This is a genomic window from Nocardia arizonensis (assembly GCF_001310275.1).
GTDB lineage: Bacteria > Actinomycetota > Actinomycetes > Mycobacteriales > Mycobacteriaceae > Nocardia > Nocardia arizonensis.
Genome location: NZ_LGYZ01000049.1, coordinates 66,275 through 82,071, shown reverse-complemented (window position 1 = coordinate 82,071; position 15,797 = coordinate 66,275). Strand labels below are relative to the sequence as shown.

The window sequence follows — 15,797 nt, the reverse complement described above, 5'->3', positions numbered from 1 at the left end:
CAATTTCCGATTGCCGCCGATCCGAGCGCCGCGCGGCTTCGAATGCAGAACGGTAGGTCTCTACTCAGGAGAGAGGTAGCTCATGGGCACAGCCCACAAGCCGGTCGCCGCACGCACTTGCGCCCTACGCCCCGCCGTGGTCCTGCTTGGCGGCGCGGTCGTCGCGGCAGTCGCCGGGACCGCACCCGCACTCGCCGACGCCCACCCGTTCGCCGCGCCCGTAGCCGTCGCCGAGGCGCCCGGACCCGCCGTGTTTGCCTTGGGTGGCCCGCCGCCCGTCGACGGGCTCCTGCCCACACTGCCCGGTGTCGATCTCGCCGGACTCGTCGGCTCGGTACTCGGCCCGGCCCCCGGCGCCGTCGCACCGATGCCCGCGGCCGAGCCGGTCGACGTCCCACCGCAGTCCGATTCCGATGCGCCGCCGCTGCCCCGGGCGGAGGAGATCCGCATCGGCAGCATCGAACTCACCCGTCCGAGCACCGTCGCGCCGGAGGCGGCGGCGCAGATCAATTCGGGTGCCGCCGAGGTCGTGGACGGACTGTCGGATGTGCTCGACAGCTCCGGTGTCGACCCGGCACGCTCCGACGAGGTGGCGGACCGAGTGGTCGGTGACAGTGTGATCGGCGCGGTTGTCGGCGGTGTGGCGATCGCACCGGTGGCGGCGGCCGTCGGCGCACTCGTCGGCGGTGTGGGCGGATTCGTCCTCGGGATTCCGTTCCTGCCCACCGGTCTCGTGGTCGGGCCGGTGGTGGGCGCGGCCATGGTCGCCGCGTTCGTCGTCGCGCCCGCAGTCGTCACCGGCGCCGTGGTCGGGGCCGTCGTCGGCGCGGTCCAGGGGTGGAACGAGCCGCTTGATCCGCCGCCTGCCGTGGGCTGAACGCCGCGCGCCGGCTCGCCCGCACCGGTCCGGGCTGTCCGGCATCCGAAGGCGGCGCGGTGACCCGTGGGACTCAGGGTTTCCTTCCGACCCCGCCGTAGAGCGACACCTGCTTGTCGTGGCCGCGGGGGTGCTCGATTCCGTCGTTGCGCCACCGGTGGATCACCTCGATACCCGGCTCGACGAGTTCGAGCCCGTCGAAGAACCGCTCGACCTCGTCGCGGTCGCGGGGCCGCACCGGAATCCCGCGATCACGGTAGACTCGCAACAATCGCGCCATACCCTCCGAATCGTCTGCGCCGTCGTCGAATTCGGTGGTGACATGCGAGATCGCGAGATACGACCCGGGCGCCAACGGCTCCATCAGCGTCTTCACGATCTCGTAGACATCGCCCGGCACGAAATGCAGCAGCGCCATGAGCGAGACCGCCACCGGCTGCGACAGATCCAGCGTCTCCGTCAACTCCGGCGCGCCGATTATCGCCGCCGGGTCGGCGGCATCGGCCTGAAGATAGGTGGTCTTCCCCTCGGGGGAACTGACCAGCAGCGCACGGGCGTGCGCGAGCACGATCGGGTCGTTGTCGACGTAGACCACCCGCGACGCAGGCGCGAGTTCCTGGGCGACCTGGTGCAGGTTCGGTTCGGTCGGAATCCCGGTGCCGATATCGAGATACTGGCGAATACCCTGCCCCGCCAGAAACCGCGTCGCGTGGCGCATGAACTCGCGGTTGGTGCGCGCCGTCAAACGGACGGCGGGAAAGTCTCGCAGCGCTTGTTCGGCGGCGAGGCGATCGGCGTCGTAGAAGTCCTTGCCGCCGAGAAAGTAGTCGTACATCCGTGCCGGGTGCGCCACGTCGGTGCGCAGGTCGATGGGGCCGTCGGACACGGCGAGGTCTCCTTCTCACTGGAACGGGTTTCCGTATCGGGGTATACGGTATCCGCACCTGTCGCCCAGGCGAATTCGGCTGTCCCATCCCGATTCCGGTGCCCGCGCCACGGACGATCTCGCGAATATCGGTCTCTGATTCCGGCGTCGGTCCGCTCCCGGGGTCGCGCGGCATCCGGCGGCGCCGGGGTCGGGCGCGGGTGTCGTCGACGGCGCACGGCCCCGGGGAGCGGAAGCCACGAGATCTCCGGCGTACCGGTGGAGGATCAGATATTGACGCCGTAGTCGCGGGCGATACCGGACAGTCCGGAGGCGTAGCCCTGTCCGATCGCGCGGAACTTCCACTCGGCGCCGCTGCGGTAGAGCTCGCCGAACACCATCGCGGTCTCGGTCGAAGCGTCCTCGGTGAGGTCGTAGCGGGCCAGTTCGGCGCCGGTGGCGCGGTCGACGACCCTGATGAACGCGTTGCGGACCTGCCCGAAGGACTGCTGGCGGGCCTGGGCGTCGTGGATCGAGACGGGGAAGAAGATATTGGTGATCGTCGGCGGCGTGGCGGCCAAGTCGACGTTGATCACCTCGTCGTCGCCCTCGCCCGCACCGGTGAGGTTGTCGCCGGTGTGCTCGATGCTGCCCTCGGGGGAGCGCAGGTTGTTGTAGAAGACGAAATGCTGGTCGGAGAGCACCTTCTGGTTCGGTCCGGTCGCCAGCGCACTGGCATCGAGGTCGAAGTCCGAGCCCGTGGTCGAACGCACGTCCCAACCCAGACCCACCGCGACCGCCGTCAGATTCGGCGCCTGCTTCGACAGCGACACATTGCCGCCCTTGGCCAGCGACACACCCATATCGATTCCCTTCTCGTTCCGATAGATCGCAGTTCGTGACCGTCGTCCCGCCGTGGACCTGGACCCGAGTGATACCACCCGCGGCGGGGCACTCGCCAGGTTAGCCGGATCGGTCGCGCGAACGCTCGCCGCGCCGAAAACCCTCAGCGGACTCGAAGGCGACGGCGCGGCGAGCGTGGGAACGGCGGCACGCCGGTGGCTCACCCCGAATGGGCGACCAGGACCGGGCAATTGGCGTGCTGGACGAGGAAGTTGCTGGTGGAGCCCAACAGCAGGCCCGCGAATCCGCCGCGACCGCGACTGCCGATCACGAGCAGTTGCGCGTGCGCGGACCACTGCATGAGCGTCTGGACCGGGCCGGCCAGATACACCTTGCGGGTGACCTCGACGTCCGGGTACTTCTCCTGCCAACCCGCCATACGTTCGGCGAGTATGGCCTGCTCGGCGGTCTCGAGTTGGTTCGCGTCTATGACGATGGGATGCTTGCCGACGAATTCCCCCGCGTCCCAATCGCTCCAGGAGTGCACGGCGACCAGACTCGTACCGCGCGCGGACGCCTCGGCGAATCCCGCGGCGATCGCGGCTTCGCTGATGGGGCTGCCGTCGGTGCCGACCACGACCGGTCCCTCGTGCGGATAGTCCGTCCCCGTACCGCGTACGACGACGATCGACCCGTGACCGTGGCTGGTCACGTTGAGCAGTGTGGAGCCGAGGTGGGAGAGGGTGCCCGCGTCGCCGGTGGCGCCGAGGACGACCAGGTGCGCGGATTCGGATCGTTCGATCAGCGCCTTGGCGGGGGAGTCGTCGCAGACCTCGGTGTCGATGTCGAGGTCGGGTGCGATCTCGCGGGCGACCCCGGCCGCCTCGGCCAGCACGGTGCGGGCGTTCTCGCGCACCGAGTCGATGATCGACGGGGTGATGACCTCGCGTCCTTCGACGGTCGTGCTCAGCCGGAACAGGTCGAGGCCGAAGACGACGCGCAGCGGGCGATGACGGCGTGCGGCGGTCTCGGCGGCCCAGCGCAGGGCCGGACGGCTGCCCGCGGAACCGTTGACGCCGACGACAACCGGCGCGGGAACATTCGAATCGGGGACATCGGGTCGGGTGTTCATCGCAAGACCTTTCCGGCGAGTACTTGCCGTCAGCCGCGACGGCGGCCGCGGTGCACACCCGACGGCGCCGCGGGGACCGCGCCCCGTGCGTAGTGTGCGGGAATCGTCATGTCCCGAGACTGTCGGATTCGTGGTTCGGTCAGAAGGGCAGTCCTGCCCCGCCGTGTGTGACCAAAGAACCCCCTCGGCGGTGACCCCACGCCCGACCCGAATCGAGTGTACGGCCGCGGTGTGCGGGACGAGTGGCCTCCGTGCCCCCGACCTTGGTCCCTAGGGCCGCCGCGGAGACGGGATCAGGCTTGACGCATGAGCCGGTCGCGGTGCCGGTGAGTCGTGGAGAGGAGTGTCGGGATGTTGAAAGCAACGGTCCCTCTGGGTCGCGTCGCGGGTATCCGAATCGGGGTGCACTGGTCGGCGCTGATCACCGTCGGGTTGTTCACGTGGATGCTGGGTGGGGCGCTCACCCATGCCTACGGTGGATCGATCGGGGCGTGGCTGGTGGCCGTGGCGGGTGCGTCGGGTCTGTTCGGTTCGCTGGTGGCGCACGAGCTCGCGCACTCGGTGATCGCCCGGCGCAACGGCGTGCAGGTCGAGGGGATCGTCCTGTGGCTGCTGGGCGGGGTGTCCGAACTGCGTGACGAAGCGCCCGACGCCGGAGCGGATCTGCGCATCGCGGCGGCCGGACCCGCGATGAGCGTCGGCTTGGGCGCGGTGTTCTTCGCGGCCGCGGCGGTGAGCGCGGTCGCGGGCGGCGAACTCGTCGCATCGGCGCTCGGGTGGTTGGCGGCGATGAATATCGTGCTGGCCGTGTTCAATTCGATACCCGCCGCACCTCTGGACGGCGGACGGATACTTCGCGCGGTGGTGTGGCGCGCCAGCGGTGACCGGCTGCGGGCCGAGACCGTCGCCGCCCGCGGCGGCCGCTGGTGCGGCGGCGGCCTGCTCGCGTTGGGTGCGGCGGAGTTGCTGGTGATCGGCAACGCGGGCGGACTGTGGTTGATGCTGCTCGGCTGGTTCCTGTTCAGCGCCGCCAATGCCGAACTCACCCTCGCGGGACTGCGTCATCGCCTCGGCGACCTTCGCGTCCGCGACGTCATGACCGCCGACCCGGTCACCGTCCCGGCGGCCTGGTCGCTGGTCGAGTTCCTGAACTCTCCCGTGGCCGACACCAGCCATCGGGTATTCCCGGTCGTGGACGCGGACGGTCGTCCGGTCGCGGTCCTGTCGTGGTCTGATGTGCTTCGACTGCCCGATACCACCCGCGCCTCGGCGTCGGTGGGCGCGGTGGCCCGGCCCTTGCCCACGACCATGCGTGTCGGCGACGAGGTCCTGCTCCGCGATGTGGTCGCACGCGCGGTGCTGCGGCCGAACCTCGATCTCGTCGCGGCGGTCGGACCCGATGGCCGGATAACGGGGGTGGTGACCTCCACCGACCTCACCGCGACCTGTCAGCGCACCGCCCTCGGGCTGTCGCCGCGCCCGGCACGCACACCGGTAGACCACTCGAAAGGTTCGCGGTGACGAAGCCGCGTCGCGGTGCGCCGCGTGACCGGCCGGGGTCATGACCGGCCGGTCACGCTGTCGGCGGCGCTACCGGTGCCGGGTCGCGGACGCGGGCGGTACCTGGTCGCGAGGTGTCATTGGCGTTTGGTCGACAGATATGTGGTGATGATTACCATCAGTGCGAAGACGATGGCGATGATCACCACCGCGAGGGGCCAGTTCACGATGTCTTCCTTCCGTCGGCGTGGTTCGGTTCGTTCAGTGGCGGTGCCGCCACAGCGCGTAGGCGAGGACGCACATCACCGACCCCAGCACCCCGAATACGGGCTGTAGCCAGATGACCCGGTCCACGACGAACGGCTGGATCGCGATCCAGCCGACCAGCAGCAGACCGCTGCCCGCGCCGATGGCGATGACGCCGGGGCCGGGGCGGGCGGCGGCGGGGACGGTGGCCGTCATGGGAATCGCGACCACCAGGGTCAGCATCGTCGCGGCGAACACCGGACTGCCGAACGGCAGCCGGGCCGTGGCGTCTGCGCCGAGGTCGATCGCGCCGCAGGCGAGTCCGATCGCACCCGCGTATGCCCAGAACGCCACGAAGGCGGCGATTCCGGCCAGCGCCGTGCGCAGACGACGTTCGGTGCGTCGCTGCGCCAGGGTCGACATGGTGCCTCCGCTAGGTCGGGCCGTAGATGGTAGAGGTCCGCGTCGAGTGTCGCCGTTGTCGCCCTCGGTCCGGCAGAGGCGCAGTACCCCGGCGGTGAGGACCAACGTCGCCCCGGGTTCGGCCGCCTTCGGTCCCGCCGCCGCGACGGGCGGTCGTACGGCCGGTGTCGTGCGGTCGATGCCGAAGAGAGGGCCTTGTACCCCTGCCCGGAACGACCCGGATCGGTGAGACTCGGGATATGTACCGGAAAGATCGGTCCACGAATGCCGATTCGGCATCGTCGGCGCGAGTCGAAGGTTCGAGCGGGCCCCTCGCCGACGGTGGCCGTCGGACGTTGTGGCGGCGTTGGTTCGTCGGGGTCACGGCGGGGGAATTCCTCGGATTTCTCGCCCCCGCGTCCGCCGGCGCGCTGACCGTGGACGCCGCCGCGTCGATCGCCGCGGCGGCTCTGCTGCTCGCGGGCGTGATCGAAGGTGGAATCCTCGGCTGGTTCCAGGCTCGCGTCCTGCGCGCCGTGATCGCCGAGTTCCGGTCGATCCGATGGATCGGGGCGACGATATGCGGCGCGCTGGTCGCGTGGTCGGTGGGTACCGTGCCGATGCTGACCGACGGGTTGGCGGGCTGGCCCCCGATCGCCGTGGTCGCGGCCGCGGCGATAGGCGGCGCCGTGCTGCTTTCCTCGATCGGTGTGGCCCAGTGGCTGGTCCTGCGGAGACTTATACCCGGCGCGGTCCGGTGGATCTGGGCGACCGCGCTGGCCTGGTTGGGCGGTTTGGGCGCCTTCACCGCGTTCACGACCCCGCTGTGGCAGCCGGGACAGACGCGGGTGGTGGTTCTGGCCATCGGGGTGGTCGGCGGTGTGCTGATGGCCGCGGTGATGGCCGCGATCACCGGCTGGTTCCTGGTGCGCCTACTTTCGCCATCGTCGATGGCGACGAATGTCCCGCGCCGACGGGACCGCGGTCCCTGGTTCGCCGGGGCGGGGCTTGGTCGAATCGGAGTGGTCAGGTCACCCGGATCGCCTCCGCCGAGCGGGGAGATGTCCTGACGGCCCGGGACGCGTGCCCGGGCGGCGAGATCGGCTCCAATGGAAGGAACGGCGATGAGCGTATCCCCCGCGGTGAGTTCGGACCGCGTCGTCGTCGGCGTCGACGGGTCACAGGGATCGTGGGCCGCCCTGCGGTGGGCCGCGGAGTTCGCGGCCGCGCGCGGTCGCGAACTCTTGATCGTCCACGGCTGCGAGTCGATCGGAACCAGTTGGGTGGCAGGGGATTACGAGATTCTGCTGCCCTCGGTCATCGACACGGTGCGTGAGCAGGGCCAACGGGTGCTCGCCCGCGCCGAGGACATCGCGCTGGCCGTCGCACCCGGCCTGCGCGTGTCGAGCGAGCTCGCGACCGACAGCGGACGACGTCTGCTGATCGAGCACAGTCACGACGCGGACGCCGTGGTGCTCGGTGCGACCGGCAATACCGGGACGATCGCGCATCTGGGTTCGACGTTGCTTGCCGTGACCGCTCACGCCGAGGGACCGGTCGTCGTGGTCCGGGGCGAAACGGACGCGGACGGCGCGATCGGCCGGGTCGGACCGGTGGTTGTCGGCGTCGACGACGATCCGTCCTGCGCGGCCGCGATCGCCGCCGCGTTCGCCGAGGCCGACGCGCGCGGGGCCGAACTCGTCGCCGTCCACTGCCGAAACGATTGGGCCTACGCGGGATTCGACGACAGGACCGGCCGTCCCGACGACGAAGCCGACCGGCTCGCCGACGCGATCCTCACCGAACGGCTCGCGAGAGGGCGGCAGAGGTATCCGCGCGTGCGGGTGCGCAGGCAGGTGCGGACGGCCGAACCTGGACACTGCTTGCTGGCGATGTCGAAACAGGCCAGGTTGGTGGTCGTCGGCAGCCGGGGCCGAGGCGGATTCGCGGGCCTGCTGTTCGGTTCGACGGTGAACACTCTGGTCCAGCACGCCGCGTGCCCGGTGATGGTGGTGCACCCGGTCGCCGCGCCGACGGCGCACATCCCGCGCACGACGGCCGTCGGTGCGGACGACCGAGCGGACTCGCGGCCGATCGTGGCGCGGGCCGGTTCGTCGGCGGCCACGCCAGGCGAGGGAGGGAGTTGATGGTGTCGGGTGCTATCGGAGGCGAGGTGGACGGCGCGGTCGCCGGAATGCTCGGACGTCGCGCGATGGTCGGCGCGGTGATCGCAGTGATTCGCGACGGCCGGGTGGAATCCCTGACAGCGCACGGCATGTCGAATACCGCCGCGCGGCGACCGGTCACCGAGGACACGGTGTTCCGTATAGCGTCGATCACGAAGACGTTCACCGCGATCGCGGTCATGCGCCTGTGGGAACAAGGCCGGGTCGACCTCGACGCGCCCGCACAGGAATACCTACGCGCCTATCGTCTGGTCACGGACAGACCGGAATTCCCGCCGCCGACGCTGCGGCACCTGCTGACCCACACCGCGGGCATCGGCGAGACCGCGCGCCCCGGCAGGCTCGCGCTCCCCGATTTCGGGGAGAGTGTCGAGCCGGGGCGTGCCGTCCCAACCCTGGCCGAGTACTACCGGGGCGCGCTGGCGGTGCACGCGGAACCGGGAACGCGATGGACCTACTCGAACCACGGTTTCGCCACCCTCGGGCAGATCGTCGAGGATCTCAGCGGCGTGCCGCTGGCGGTGTACCTGCGCGAGCACGTCTTCGAACCGTTGGGTATGCACGACACGAGCCTGTCGCCGTGGGGCTATCCGCAGGCGCGCCTGGCGACCGGCTACACATTCCACCGCCGCGGACCGCGGGCCGTCCCGATGCGCGAAATGGTGACCGCGGGCGCGGCATCGGCGTACTCGACCGCCCGCGACATGGGGCGTTATCTCGCGGCGCTGATGGGTGGCGGCGCGAACGAGTTCGGCGCGGTACTCGCCGCCGACACCCTCGCGATGATGTTCGAGCCGCACTATCAACCGGATTCGCGGCTACCGGGCATGGGACTGGGCTTCTTCCGCGCCGAGTTGGGCGGGCATCGTCTGGTGGAACACCAAGGCGTCCTCACCGGCTTCGACTCGCAGATATGGGTGGCGCCCGAGGACAGAGTCGGGGTGATGGCGTTCACCAACGGCGCGCATCGAGCGGTGCTGTGGCTGCCCGCCGAGACCTCGAACCTGATGCGGCGGCTACTCGGTACCGAGGAGGACGGCATCCGCGAGGACCTCCCCCAGCGGCCTGCGATCTGGGACGCGCTGTGCGGCGACTACCGCGTGCCCCGACGGCTCACCGACGTGCGCACCCGAGCGATGGTCGGCGCGGGCCTGCGTGTTCAGGTCCGCGGGGGGCGACTGGTCCTGCGCGTGCTCAGCCCGCTGCCCGCGCTGTATCGAGGCATACCCTTGCACCCCGACGATCCCGACGACCCGTGGGTCTTCCGCGTCGACCTCGCCGAGCACGGTCTCGGCAGCCTGCGCGTCGTCTTCGCGCCCTCGCCCCTGTCCGGTTCCACCGCGATGTACCTGGAGGCCGCACCGATCACGGCGCACCGCCGCCCGACGCGATCGGCCCGATCCTCCGGTAGCTGACGGTCGAATTCCGCCGATGTCGCAGTGCGCCCCCGTGGCAAGGGGGCGACGAGCGAGCCGGCGTGCGGCCCGCTCAGCCGTCGGCGCCGTCGGAGTGCGCCGCGCCGGTGGCGAGAGTCGTTGTGCGCCGGAGGTATTCCTCGTCATCGATCTCGCCGCGGGCGTACCGTTCGGCGAGGATCCGCTGTGGGTCCGGGCGGTGGGGGGTCACCGTGGTGGACGGCGGCGCACCGTTGGCGTAACGGACCAGGAGGACGATCCCCGCGATCACCAGCGCCCAGAACACGATCATGCTCACGGCCATCAGCCCCAAGCCCCATCCGCCCATTCCCGGGCCGTACCACATCATCACCGCTACTCTCCACCGATTCACATCGGCATAGTCATCGGCGGAAACAGGCCGAGGTCCTGCATCCACATCATGATCGCGTGCATCACCTGCATCATCGGTGAACCCATGTCCATCACGTCCGCCTTCTTGCTCCTCGGCTGCTCAGGTCCGACCCGCGGCGACGACCGGTACGGTCGCGGTGCCGCGTTCGGCGCGTTGTTCGACGCCAAGCAACATCTTTCGTTCCATTACCCAGCTCCCCGGTTCCATGATCAACCGGTTGAAGAGCCGGACGGGTGCGGCGGCGCCGGGTAACGCGATCCGGTTGCGGCTGACCAATCGTGTGCCGCCGCCGTCCGGGTAGAGCCCGAAAGCCCAGACCCAATGTCCGTCGGTCGAGCGGAAGACCAGTGCCCGTTCGGGTTCGAGCACCGCCACGCGCAGTGTCGGTCCGCTCTCGCCGAGTGTGAATTCGTCTCCGACCGCGAGGTTCTGGAATTGCGGCAGGATCTCCTCGGCGCTGTGCATGTCCAGCCCGAGCAGATTCTCGATCCAGTCGTAGGTGTAGGCGCCGCCGCGGCCGGGGCCCATCTGCACCAGCCACGGCCAGATCGCGGCGGGTTCGGTGTCGATGGTGACGGATCTGGTCGTCACGATGTCGGGTGTGGGCAGCAGATCGTCGCCGGGCATCGTTCGTTTCACCTCGTCGGAGGTCGAACCCCAGTTGAGGCAGCGATCGCGCACCAGCGCCTGGTAGCCCACCGCCAGTCCGACAAGGTATGTCGCGATCCCGATTCCGATCGCCGTCGTCTTGTTCATACCGATACGGTCTCGCGGAATCGGAGACGGTTGAAGGGCACTTCGACCCGTGCCGGAATCGACCATGGTCTTCGTTTCGACGAGCGGCTGAGCGACGGCTCTTCCGGTGCGTGGGGCCGTTGTCGAGAGGACCTTCGGCCCTGACCCTCGCGTTCGGATACGACCAGACTCGAATCGGGCGAACACCCAGCGACGGGAGTGTCGGCATGAGTATCGGCGATACCGTGATGATCGACCGCGCCGGCCTCGACCACATGATCGAGGTGTTGCGAGCGCGCGGATTCCGCGTGATCGGCCCGCGCCTTCGCGACGACGCGATCGTGCTGGACGACCTCGAGTCCGGGACGGAGCTGCCCGGGGGATGGGGTGTGGAGACCGCGCCCGGTCGTTACCGGGTGTTCCGCCGCCCGGACGAAGCGGTGTTCGCTCATTCCGCCGGACCCGGATCGTGGAAGCAATTCCTGCATCCGCCCCGCCGGAAGGTGTGGCAATCCGGCCCCGACCTGACCCTGCAAACGGCCGACGAACCGCGGACGCCGCTGGCACTGCTCGGTGTGCGCGGCTGCGATCTCGCGGCGATCGCCGTGCTGAGCCACGTACTGGACGGGGGCGAATACCCGGATCCGGCCGCCGCGGCTCGGCGGCGCGGGCTGTTCGTGATCGCGGTGAACTGCACCGAACCCGGTGGCGTGTGCTTCTGCGCGTCGATGGGGACCGGACCGGCCGCGGGGGCGGGATACGACCTGGCGCTCACCGAGCGCGTCGACGAGTTCGGGCACCGCTTCCTGGTCGAGGTGGGCAGCGACGCGGGCGACGACGTACTGGCCGCACTCGCCACGCGAACCGCGCGACCGGCGGAACTCGCCGACGCGCGGGCGGCCGTCATCGCGGCCACCGACCGGATGGGCCGCACCATGCCCGATGTCGACGTGCGCGCGCTCATCGGCGACTCCCGGGAGTCACCGCGCTGGGACGAGATCGCCTCCCGGTGCCTGACCTGCGCCAATTGCACCATGGTTTGCCCGACCTGCTTCTGCACCAGCACCGAGGACGTCACCGATCTCACCGGCGACCACGCCGAACGCTGGGAGCGCTGGGCCTCCTGTTTCGAGTTGGACTTCTCCTACCTGCACGGCGGCAGTGTCCGGCAGTCCGGCGCCGCCCGCTACCGGCAATGGCTCAGCCACAAGTTGAGCACCTGGTACGACCAGTTCGGCACCTCGGGCTGCGTGGGCTGCGGGCGGTGCATCGCCTGGTGTCCGGCGGGCATCGATCTGACCGTCGAGGTCGCGCGTTTCGCCGCCGATGCCGAGAGCCCGACGTGATCGCGGCCGCGGAACTGGCGCGCTTCGCCCCGCTGTCCGAACTCGACGCCGCGCATCTGGCGACGTTGGCGCGGACGGCGAGCGAAGTCCGCTATCCGGGCGGGCATCGGCTGCTTGTGGAAGGCGGTCGGGCCGACCGATGCTGGTTGATCGCGCAGGGGCAGGTGGTGCTCGACGCGCACGTACCGGGACGCGGCGAGGTCGTCGTGCAGACGCTCGGTCCGGGGGATCTGCTCGGCTGGTCCTGGCTGGTGCCGCCCTACCGATGGCAGTTCGGGGCCCGCACCGCCGAACCGGTCCGGGCGATCGAGTTCGACGCGGCCACCTTGACCCGTTTCGGCGATACCGATCCCGAATTCGGCCACGCCCTGACCAGGATGCTGCTGACGGCGGTGCTGGATCGGTTGCACGCCACCAGGGCCCGCCTGCTCGACCTCTACGCCGAGCCCGCCGAACTCCGGGTGGAGGCGAGACGATGAACCGCGTCGACGAGGTCATGCGGCCGTACCGAGTCGTCGAAAGGACGCCGCAGACGGCGGACACGGTGACGCTGCGGTTGCGGCCGGTCGCCACCGCCGCGCCGCGGTTCCGAGCGGGACAGTTCATGATGCTGTATCGGTACGGCATCGGCGAGGTCGCGATCTCGATCAGCGGGAACCCGCGGGCGGGCGACGACGTCGTGGAGCACACCGTCCGCGGTGTCGGCGCGATCAGCCGCGCGTTGTGCGACACCCGCGTCGGCGGCCTGATCGGAGTGCGCGGGCCGTTCGGCATGGGCTGGGACATCGAGTCCGCGGACGGGCGCGATCTGGTCATCGTCGGTGGCGGAGTCGGATTCGCGCCACTGCGCCCGGTGGTGCTCGGCGCGCTCGCCCGGCGCGCGGCATACCGCAGGGTGGTGGTGCTCACCGGCGCCCGCACCCCGGCCGACATCCTGTTCCGGCGCGATCAGGGGCATTGGCACGCATCGGGCGCGGCCGAGGTGCACCACACCGTCGATCGGCCGGCGCCCGGCTGGAACGGGCCGGTAGGTTTCGTCACCGAACCGCTGGCCCGGCTCGCCCTCGACGCGGCCCGCACCACGGCCTTCTTGTGCGGTCCCGAGCCGATGATGCGCCTGTGCGCGCAGACGCTGCTGCGCAAGGGCGTCGCGGCCGGCGATATCCGGGTCTCGCTGGAACGCAATATGCAGTGCGGTGTCGCCCGGTGTGGGCACTGTCAGCTCGGTGGACTGCTGCTCTGCCGGGACGGGCCCGTGGTGGACTATACGGTGGCCGAACCCCTGCTCTCGGTGCGGGAGCTGTGATGGACACTCCCACGCTCGCGGTCTGGAAATTCACCTCCTGTGACGGCTGTCAGCTCACGCTGCTCGACTGCGAGGACGAGTTGCTGACGCTCGCGGGCCGGATACACATAGCCCACTTCACCGAGGCGAGCAGCGCGGTCCGGCCGGGGCCCTACGACGTGTCGCTGGTGGAGGGCTCGATCACGACCCCGGAGGAACAGCGGCGGATCATCGAGATCCGCGCACAGTCACGGGTACTCGTCGCGATCGGCGCCTGCGCCAACCACGGCGGCATTCAAGCGCTGCGCAACTTCGCCGACGTCGCCGAGTTCGCCTCCGTCGTCTACGCCAGTCCGCAACATATCGCGACGCTGTCCACCGCGACGCCGATCAGCGCGCACGTTCGGGTGGATCTCGAACTGCGCGGATGCCCGATCGACCGCGGCCAACTGGTGCGGACCCTGTGCGCGCTGCTGGAAGGACGAGCCCCCGATCTACCGGACACCAGCGTGTGCACCGAATGCAAGCGGCGCGGCAACACCTGCGTGACCGTGGCGAACGGCACCCCCTGCCTCGGACCGGTCACCCACGCCGGATGCGGCGCGCTGTGCCCCACCTACCAGCGCGGCTGCTACGGCTGCTTCGGCCCCATGACGAAGCCGAACGTCGGTGCGCTGCTGCCGATCCTGCGGGTCAACGGCATGTCGACCGACGACATCGACCGCGTGTTCGCCACCTACGCCGCCGCTGCCCCCGAGTTCGCCGACAGGAGCGACGATGAGCCATCGCAGTAGGCAGTTACGGGTCGGCTCGCTGGCGAGGGTGGAGGGCGAGGGCGGGCTTCGGGTGACCGTCGACGGCGGACGGGTCGACCGCGCGGAGTTGCGCATCTACGAGCCGCCGCGCTTCTTCGAGGCATTCCTGCGTGGCCGCGCCTACACCGAGCCGCCGGATATCACGGCGCGGATTTGCGGAATCTGCCCGGTCGCCTACCAGACCAGCGCCTGTAACGCGCTGGAACAGGCATGCGGGATCGAACTCGACCCGGCCCTGCGTGATCTGCGGCGGCTGCTGTACTGCGGTGAGTGGATCGCCAGTCACGCCCTGCACATCCATCTGCTGCACATCCCGGATTTCCTCGGCTACCCCGACGCCATCTCCCTGGCGGCCGATCACCGCGAACTCGTCGAGCGGGGCCTTTCGCTCAAGAAGGCGGGCAACGCGCTGCTCGAACTCCTCGGAGGCCGGTCGATCCACCCGATCAACGTCCGGCTCGGCGGCTTCTACTCGACACCGAGCCGCGCGGCGCTGACCCCCGTGGCCGAATCACTGCGCCGCGCACAGGACTTCGCCGTGGACACGGCGCTGGCGGCCGCCGAGTTCGATTTCCCGGACCGCACGCTCGACCACGACCTGCTCGCCGCCGTCGCGCCGGACCGGTACGCGATCGAGGACGGCAACCTGCGCACCGGCAGCGGAACGGTGTTCCCGCCGTCGGCGTTCGGCGATCACGTGGCCGAGCACCAGGTCGCGCATTCGACCGCGTTGCACGCCCGACTCGACGGCAAGCGATACCTCACCGGTCCATTGGCCCGGTACTCGCTGAACCACGCTCGGCTCTCGCCGTTCGCCCGCGAGGTGGCCGCACAGGTCGGTCTGGGCACGGAGTGCCGAAATCCCTTCCGCAGCATCCTCGTTCGCGCTGTCGAAGTCGTCTACGCGGTCGAGGAGGCGCTGCGGCTCATCGACGCCTACGAGCCGCCGGCGCGTGCGTCGGTGCCGGTGCCGCCGCGCGCGGGGGTGGGTCACGGGATCAGCGAGGCGCCGCGGGGGCTGCTGTATCACCGCTACGAGCTGGACGCCGACGGAATCGTCCGCGCCGCGGTCATCGTGCCGCCCACCGCGCAGAACCAGACCGCGATCGAGGACGATCTGCGTGACGTCGTGGCCGACCACCTCGACATGGACGACGCCGCGCTCACCGCGCTGTGCGAACGCACGATCCGCAACTACGACCCCTGCATCTCCTGCTCGGCCCACTTCCTCGACCTCGAGGTGCTGGGCCGGTGACCGCCCCACGCGCGGTCGTGATCGGCGTGGGCAACGAATTCCGCGGCGACGACGGAATCGGGCCGGTGGTCGCCGCTCGTCTCGACGAGTTGGCACTGCCGGATGTCCGGGTGCGCACCTGTGACGGCGAGCCGACCGCGTTGTTGGACATGTGGTCCGGCGCCGAATTGGCCGTGGTGGTCGACGCCGTCCTCTGCGAACCCTCGACGCCGGGGCGGATATGGCGCACCACCGTTGACGGTCTGCACGGCCTCGCCCATGCCGCGAGTTCCCATGCGCTCGGCGTCCCGGAGGCGGTACCCCTCGGACGTGCGCTCGGTCGTCTGCCCGGGGAACTAGTCGTCGTCGCCGTCGAGGCCGAACGCGTCGACCTCGGCGTCGGTCTGTCCGAAGCAGTGGCGCGTTCCGAACCCGAGGCGGTGGCGGCGGTGCTGGCCGAACTCGCGCGTCTCGGCATCGGTCCGACACCGCCGCCATGCCGGTGACCTCGGCGGTGCGGCC

Annotated in this window: 17 protein-coding genes; 11 read left to right on the top strand and 6 right to left on the bottom strand. The window is 70.0% G+C overall.

What is annotated here, in order from left to right; all coding sequences use genetic code 11:
• Window positions 1–82 precede the first annotated feature (82 nt).
• Window positions 83–877, top strand: coding sequence for a hypothetical protein (locus APZ21_RS08420; protein ID WP_156370868.1), 795 nt, complete (start codon window positions 83–85; stop codon window positions 875–877).
• Between the two features lie 73 nt (window positions 878–950).
• On the opposite strand, the gene APZ21_RS08415 is transcribed toward APZ21_RS08420, so the two are convergent.
• From APZ21_RS08415 to APZ21_RS08405, 3 genes are all read right to left on the bottom strand, one after another.
• The gene (locus tag APZ21_RS08415) at window positions 951–1,763 is read right to left on the bottom strand and encodes an SAM-dependent methyltransferase (RefSeq protein ID WP_239476547.1); all 813 of its coding nucleotides are present in this window, start codon (window positions 1,761–1,763) and stop codon (window positions 951–953) included.
• Window positions 1,764–2,029: 266 nt separating this feature from the next.
• Window positions 2,030–2,605, bottom strand: coding sequence for a TerD family protein (locus tag APZ21_RS08410; RefSeq protein WP_054812668.1), 576 nt, complete (start codon window positions 2,603–2,605; stop codon window positions 2,030–2,032).
• Window positions 2,606–2,805: 200 nt separating this feature from the next.
• Window positions 2,806–3,717 carry a universal stress protein gene (locus tag APZ21_RS08405; protein ID WP_054812667.1) on the bottom strand — a complete coding sequence of 304 codons (912 nt, stop codon included), beginning with the start codon at window positions 3,715–3,717 and terminating at the stop codon, window positions 2,806–2,808.
• A gap of 351 nt (window positions 3,718–4,068) precedes the next feature.
• Here APZ21_RS08405 and APZ21_RS08400 point away from each other — a divergent pair, with 351 nt between their 5' ends.
• A complete protein-coding gene (locus tag APZ21_RS08400) occupies window positions 4,069–5,238 on the top strand; it encodes a site-2 protease family protein (protein ID WP_054812666.1) in 1,170 nt (389 codons plus the stop codon).
• A gap of 240 nt (window positions 5,239–5,478) precedes the next feature.
• On the opposite strand, the gene APZ21_RS08395 is transcribed toward APZ21_RS08400, so the two are convergent.
• Window positions 5,479–5,886: a hypothetical protein gene (locus tag APZ21_RS08395; protein WP_054812665.1), complete on the bottom strand. Its 408-nt coding sequence runs from the start codon at window positions 5,884–5,886 to the stop codon at window positions 5,479–5,481.
• Between the two features lie 239 nt (window positions 5,887–6,125).
• Here APZ21_RS08395 and APZ21_RS08390 point away from each other — a divergent pair, with 239 nt between their 5' ends.
• Genes APZ21_RS08390 through APZ21_RS08380 form a run of 3 tightly spaced genes read left to right on the top strand, consistent with a single transcriptional unit; the run spans window position 6,126 to window position 9,466 of the window.
• Entirely contained in the window at window positions 6,126–6,935 is an 810-nt protein-coding gene (locus tag APZ21_RS08390; protein ID WP_156370866.1) for a hypothetical protein, read from the top strand.
• A 54-nt stretch (window positions 6,936–6,989) separates the two neighbouring features.
• Window positions 6,990–8,012, top strand: coding sequence for a universal stress protein (locus APZ21_RS08385; RefSeq protein ID WP_239476546.1), 1,023 nt, complete (start codon window positions 6,990–6,992; stop codon window positions 8,010–8,012).
• On the top strand, window positions 8,012–9,466 hold the full coding sequence (locus APZ21_RS08380) for a serine hydrolase domain-containing protein (RefSeq protein ID WP_082392934.1): 1,455 nt from the start codon (window positions 8,012–8,014) through the stop codon (window positions 9,464–9,466). Before APZ21_RS08385 ends, APZ21_RS08380 begins: the two co-directional genes overlap by 1 nt.
• Before the next feature lie 73 nt (window positions 9,467–9,539).
• Here the strand turns inward: APZ21_RS08380 and APZ21_RS08375 are convergent, their stop codons facing one another.
• Window positions 9,540–9,815 carry an SHOCT domain-containing protein gene (locus APZ21_RS08375; RefSeq protein ID WP_307586990.1) on the bottom strand — a complete coding sequence of 92 codons (276 nt, stop codon included), beginning with the start codon at window positions 9,813–9,815 and terminating at the stop codon, window positions 9,540–9,542.
• Between the two features lie 144 nt (window positions 9,816–9,959).
• On the bottom strand, window positions 9,960–10,616 hold the full coding sequence (locus APZ21_RS08370; protein WP_054812662.1) for a hypothetical protein: 657 nt from the start codon (window positions 10,614–10,616) through the stop codon (window positions 9,960–9,962).
• Window positions 10,617–10,822: 206 nt separating this feature from the next.
• Between APZ21_RS08370 and APZ21_RS08365 the strand changes: the two genes are divergently transcribed.
• Genes APZ21_RS08365 through APZ21_RS08340 form a run of 6 tightly spaced genes read left to right on the top strand, consistent with a single transcriptional unit; the run spans window position 10,823 to window position 15,781 of the window.
• A complete protein-coding gene (locus tag APZ21_RS08365; RefSeq protein WP_054812661.1) occupies window positions 10,823–11,941 on the top strand; it encodes a 4Fe-4S dicluster domain-containing protein in 1,119 nt (372 codons plus the stop codon).
• The gene (locus tag APZ21_RS08360; protein WP_204249067.1) at window positions 11,938–12,420 is read left to right on the top strand and encodes a Crp/Fnr family transcriptional regulator; all 483 of its coding nucleotides are present in this window, start codon (window positions 11,938–11,940) and stop codon (window positions 12,418–12,420) included. The genes APZ21_RS08365 and APZ21_RS08360 overlap by 4 nt, the downstream gene beginning before the upstream one ends.
• Window positions 12,417–13,247 (top strand): FAD/NAD(P)-binding protein, encoded by an 831-nt coding sequence (locus APZ21_RS08355; protein WP_054812660.1) that lies wholly within the window; start codon window positions 12,417–12,419, stop codon window positions 13,245–13,247. The genes APZ21_RS08360 and APZ21_RS08355 overlap by 4 nt, the downstream gene beginning before the upstream one ends.
• Entirely contained in the window at window positions 13,247–14,020 is a 774-nt protein-coding gene (locus APZ21_RS08350; RefSeq protein WP_054812659.1) for an NADH-quinone oxidoreductase subunit B family protein, read from the top strand. The genes APZ21_RS08355 and APZ21_RS08350 overlap by 1 nt, the downstream gene beginning before the upstream one ends.
• Window positions 14,004–15,296, top strand: coding sequence for a Ni/Fe hydrogenase subunit alpha (locus APZ21_RS08345; RefSeq protein ID WP_054812658.1), 1,293 nt, complete (start codon window positions 14,004–14,006; stop codon window positions 15,294–15,296). The genes APZ21_RS08350 and APZ21_RS08345 overlap by 17 nt, the downstream gene beginning before the upstream one ends.
• On the top strand, window positions 15,293–15,781 hold the full coding sequence (locus tag APZ21_RS08340; RefSeq protein ID WP_054812657.1) for a hydrogenase maturation protease: 489 nt from the start codon (window positions 15,293–15,295) through the stop codon (window positions 15,779–15,781). The genes APZ21_RS08345 and APZ21_RS08340 overlap by 4 nt, the downstream gene beginning before the upstream one ends.
• The last annotated feature ends 16 nt before the right edge of the window (window positions 15,782–15,797 follow it).

Bases quoted from the DNA above. Each gene is read 5' to 3' on its own strand.
- APZ21_RS08420 (WP_156370868.1), top strand. From the start codon at position 83: ATGGGCACAGCCCACAAGCCGGTCGCCGCACGCACTTGCGCCCTACGC.
- APZ21_RS08410 (WP_054812668.1), bottom strand. From the start codon at position 2,605: ATGGGTGTGTCGCTGGCCAAGGGCGGCAATGTGTCGCTGTCGAAGCAG.
- APZ21_RS08405 (WP_054812667.1), bottom strand. From the start codon at position 3,717: ATGAACACCCGACCCGATGTCCCCGATTCGAATGTTCCCGCGCCGGTT.
- APZ21_RS08400 (WP_054812666.1), top strand. From the start codon at position 4,069: ATGTTGAAAGCAACGGTCCCTCTGGGTCGCGTCGCGGGTATCCGAATC.
- APZ21_RS08395 (WP_054812665.1), bottom strand. From the start codon at position 5,886: ATGTCGACCCTGGCGCAGCGACGCACCGAACGTCGTCTGCGCACGGCG.
- APZ21_RS08390 (WP_156370866.1), top strand. From the start codon at position 6,126: ATGTACCGGAAAGATCGGTCCACGAATGCCGATTCGGCATCGTCGGCG.
- APZ21_RS08385 (WP_239476546.1), top strand. From the start codon at position 6,990: ATGAGCGTATCCCCCGCGGTGAGTTCGGACCGCGTCGTCGTCGGCGTC.
- APZ21_RS08380 (WP_082392934.1), top strand. From the start codon at position 8,012: ATGGTGTCGGGTGCTATCGGAGGCGAGGTGGACGGCGCGGTCGCCGGA.
- APZ21_RS08375 (WP_307586990.1), bottom strand. From the start codon at position 9,815: ATGATGTGGTACGGCCCGGGAATGGGCGGATGGGGCTTGGGGCTGATG.
- APZ21_RS08370 (WP_054812662.1), bottom strand. From the start codon at position 10,616: ATGAACAAGACGACGGCGATCGGAATCGGGATCGCGACATACCTTGTC.
- APZ21_RS08365 (WP_054812661.1), top strand. From the start codon at position 10,823: ATGAGTATCGGCGATACCGTGATGATCGACCGCGCCGGCCTCGACCAC.
- APZ21_RS08355 (WP_054812660.1), top strand. From the start codon at position 12,417: ATGAACCGCGTCGACGAGGTCATGCGGCCGTACCGAGTCGTCGAAAGG.
- APZ21_RS08350 (WP_054812659.1), top strand. From the start codon at position 13,247: ATGGACACTCCCACGCTCGCGGTCTGGAAATTCACCTCCTGTGACGGC.
- APZ21_RS08345 (WP_054812658.1), top strand. From the start codon at position 14,004: ATGAGCCATCGCAGTAGGCAGTTACGGGTCGGCTCGCTGGCGAGGGTG.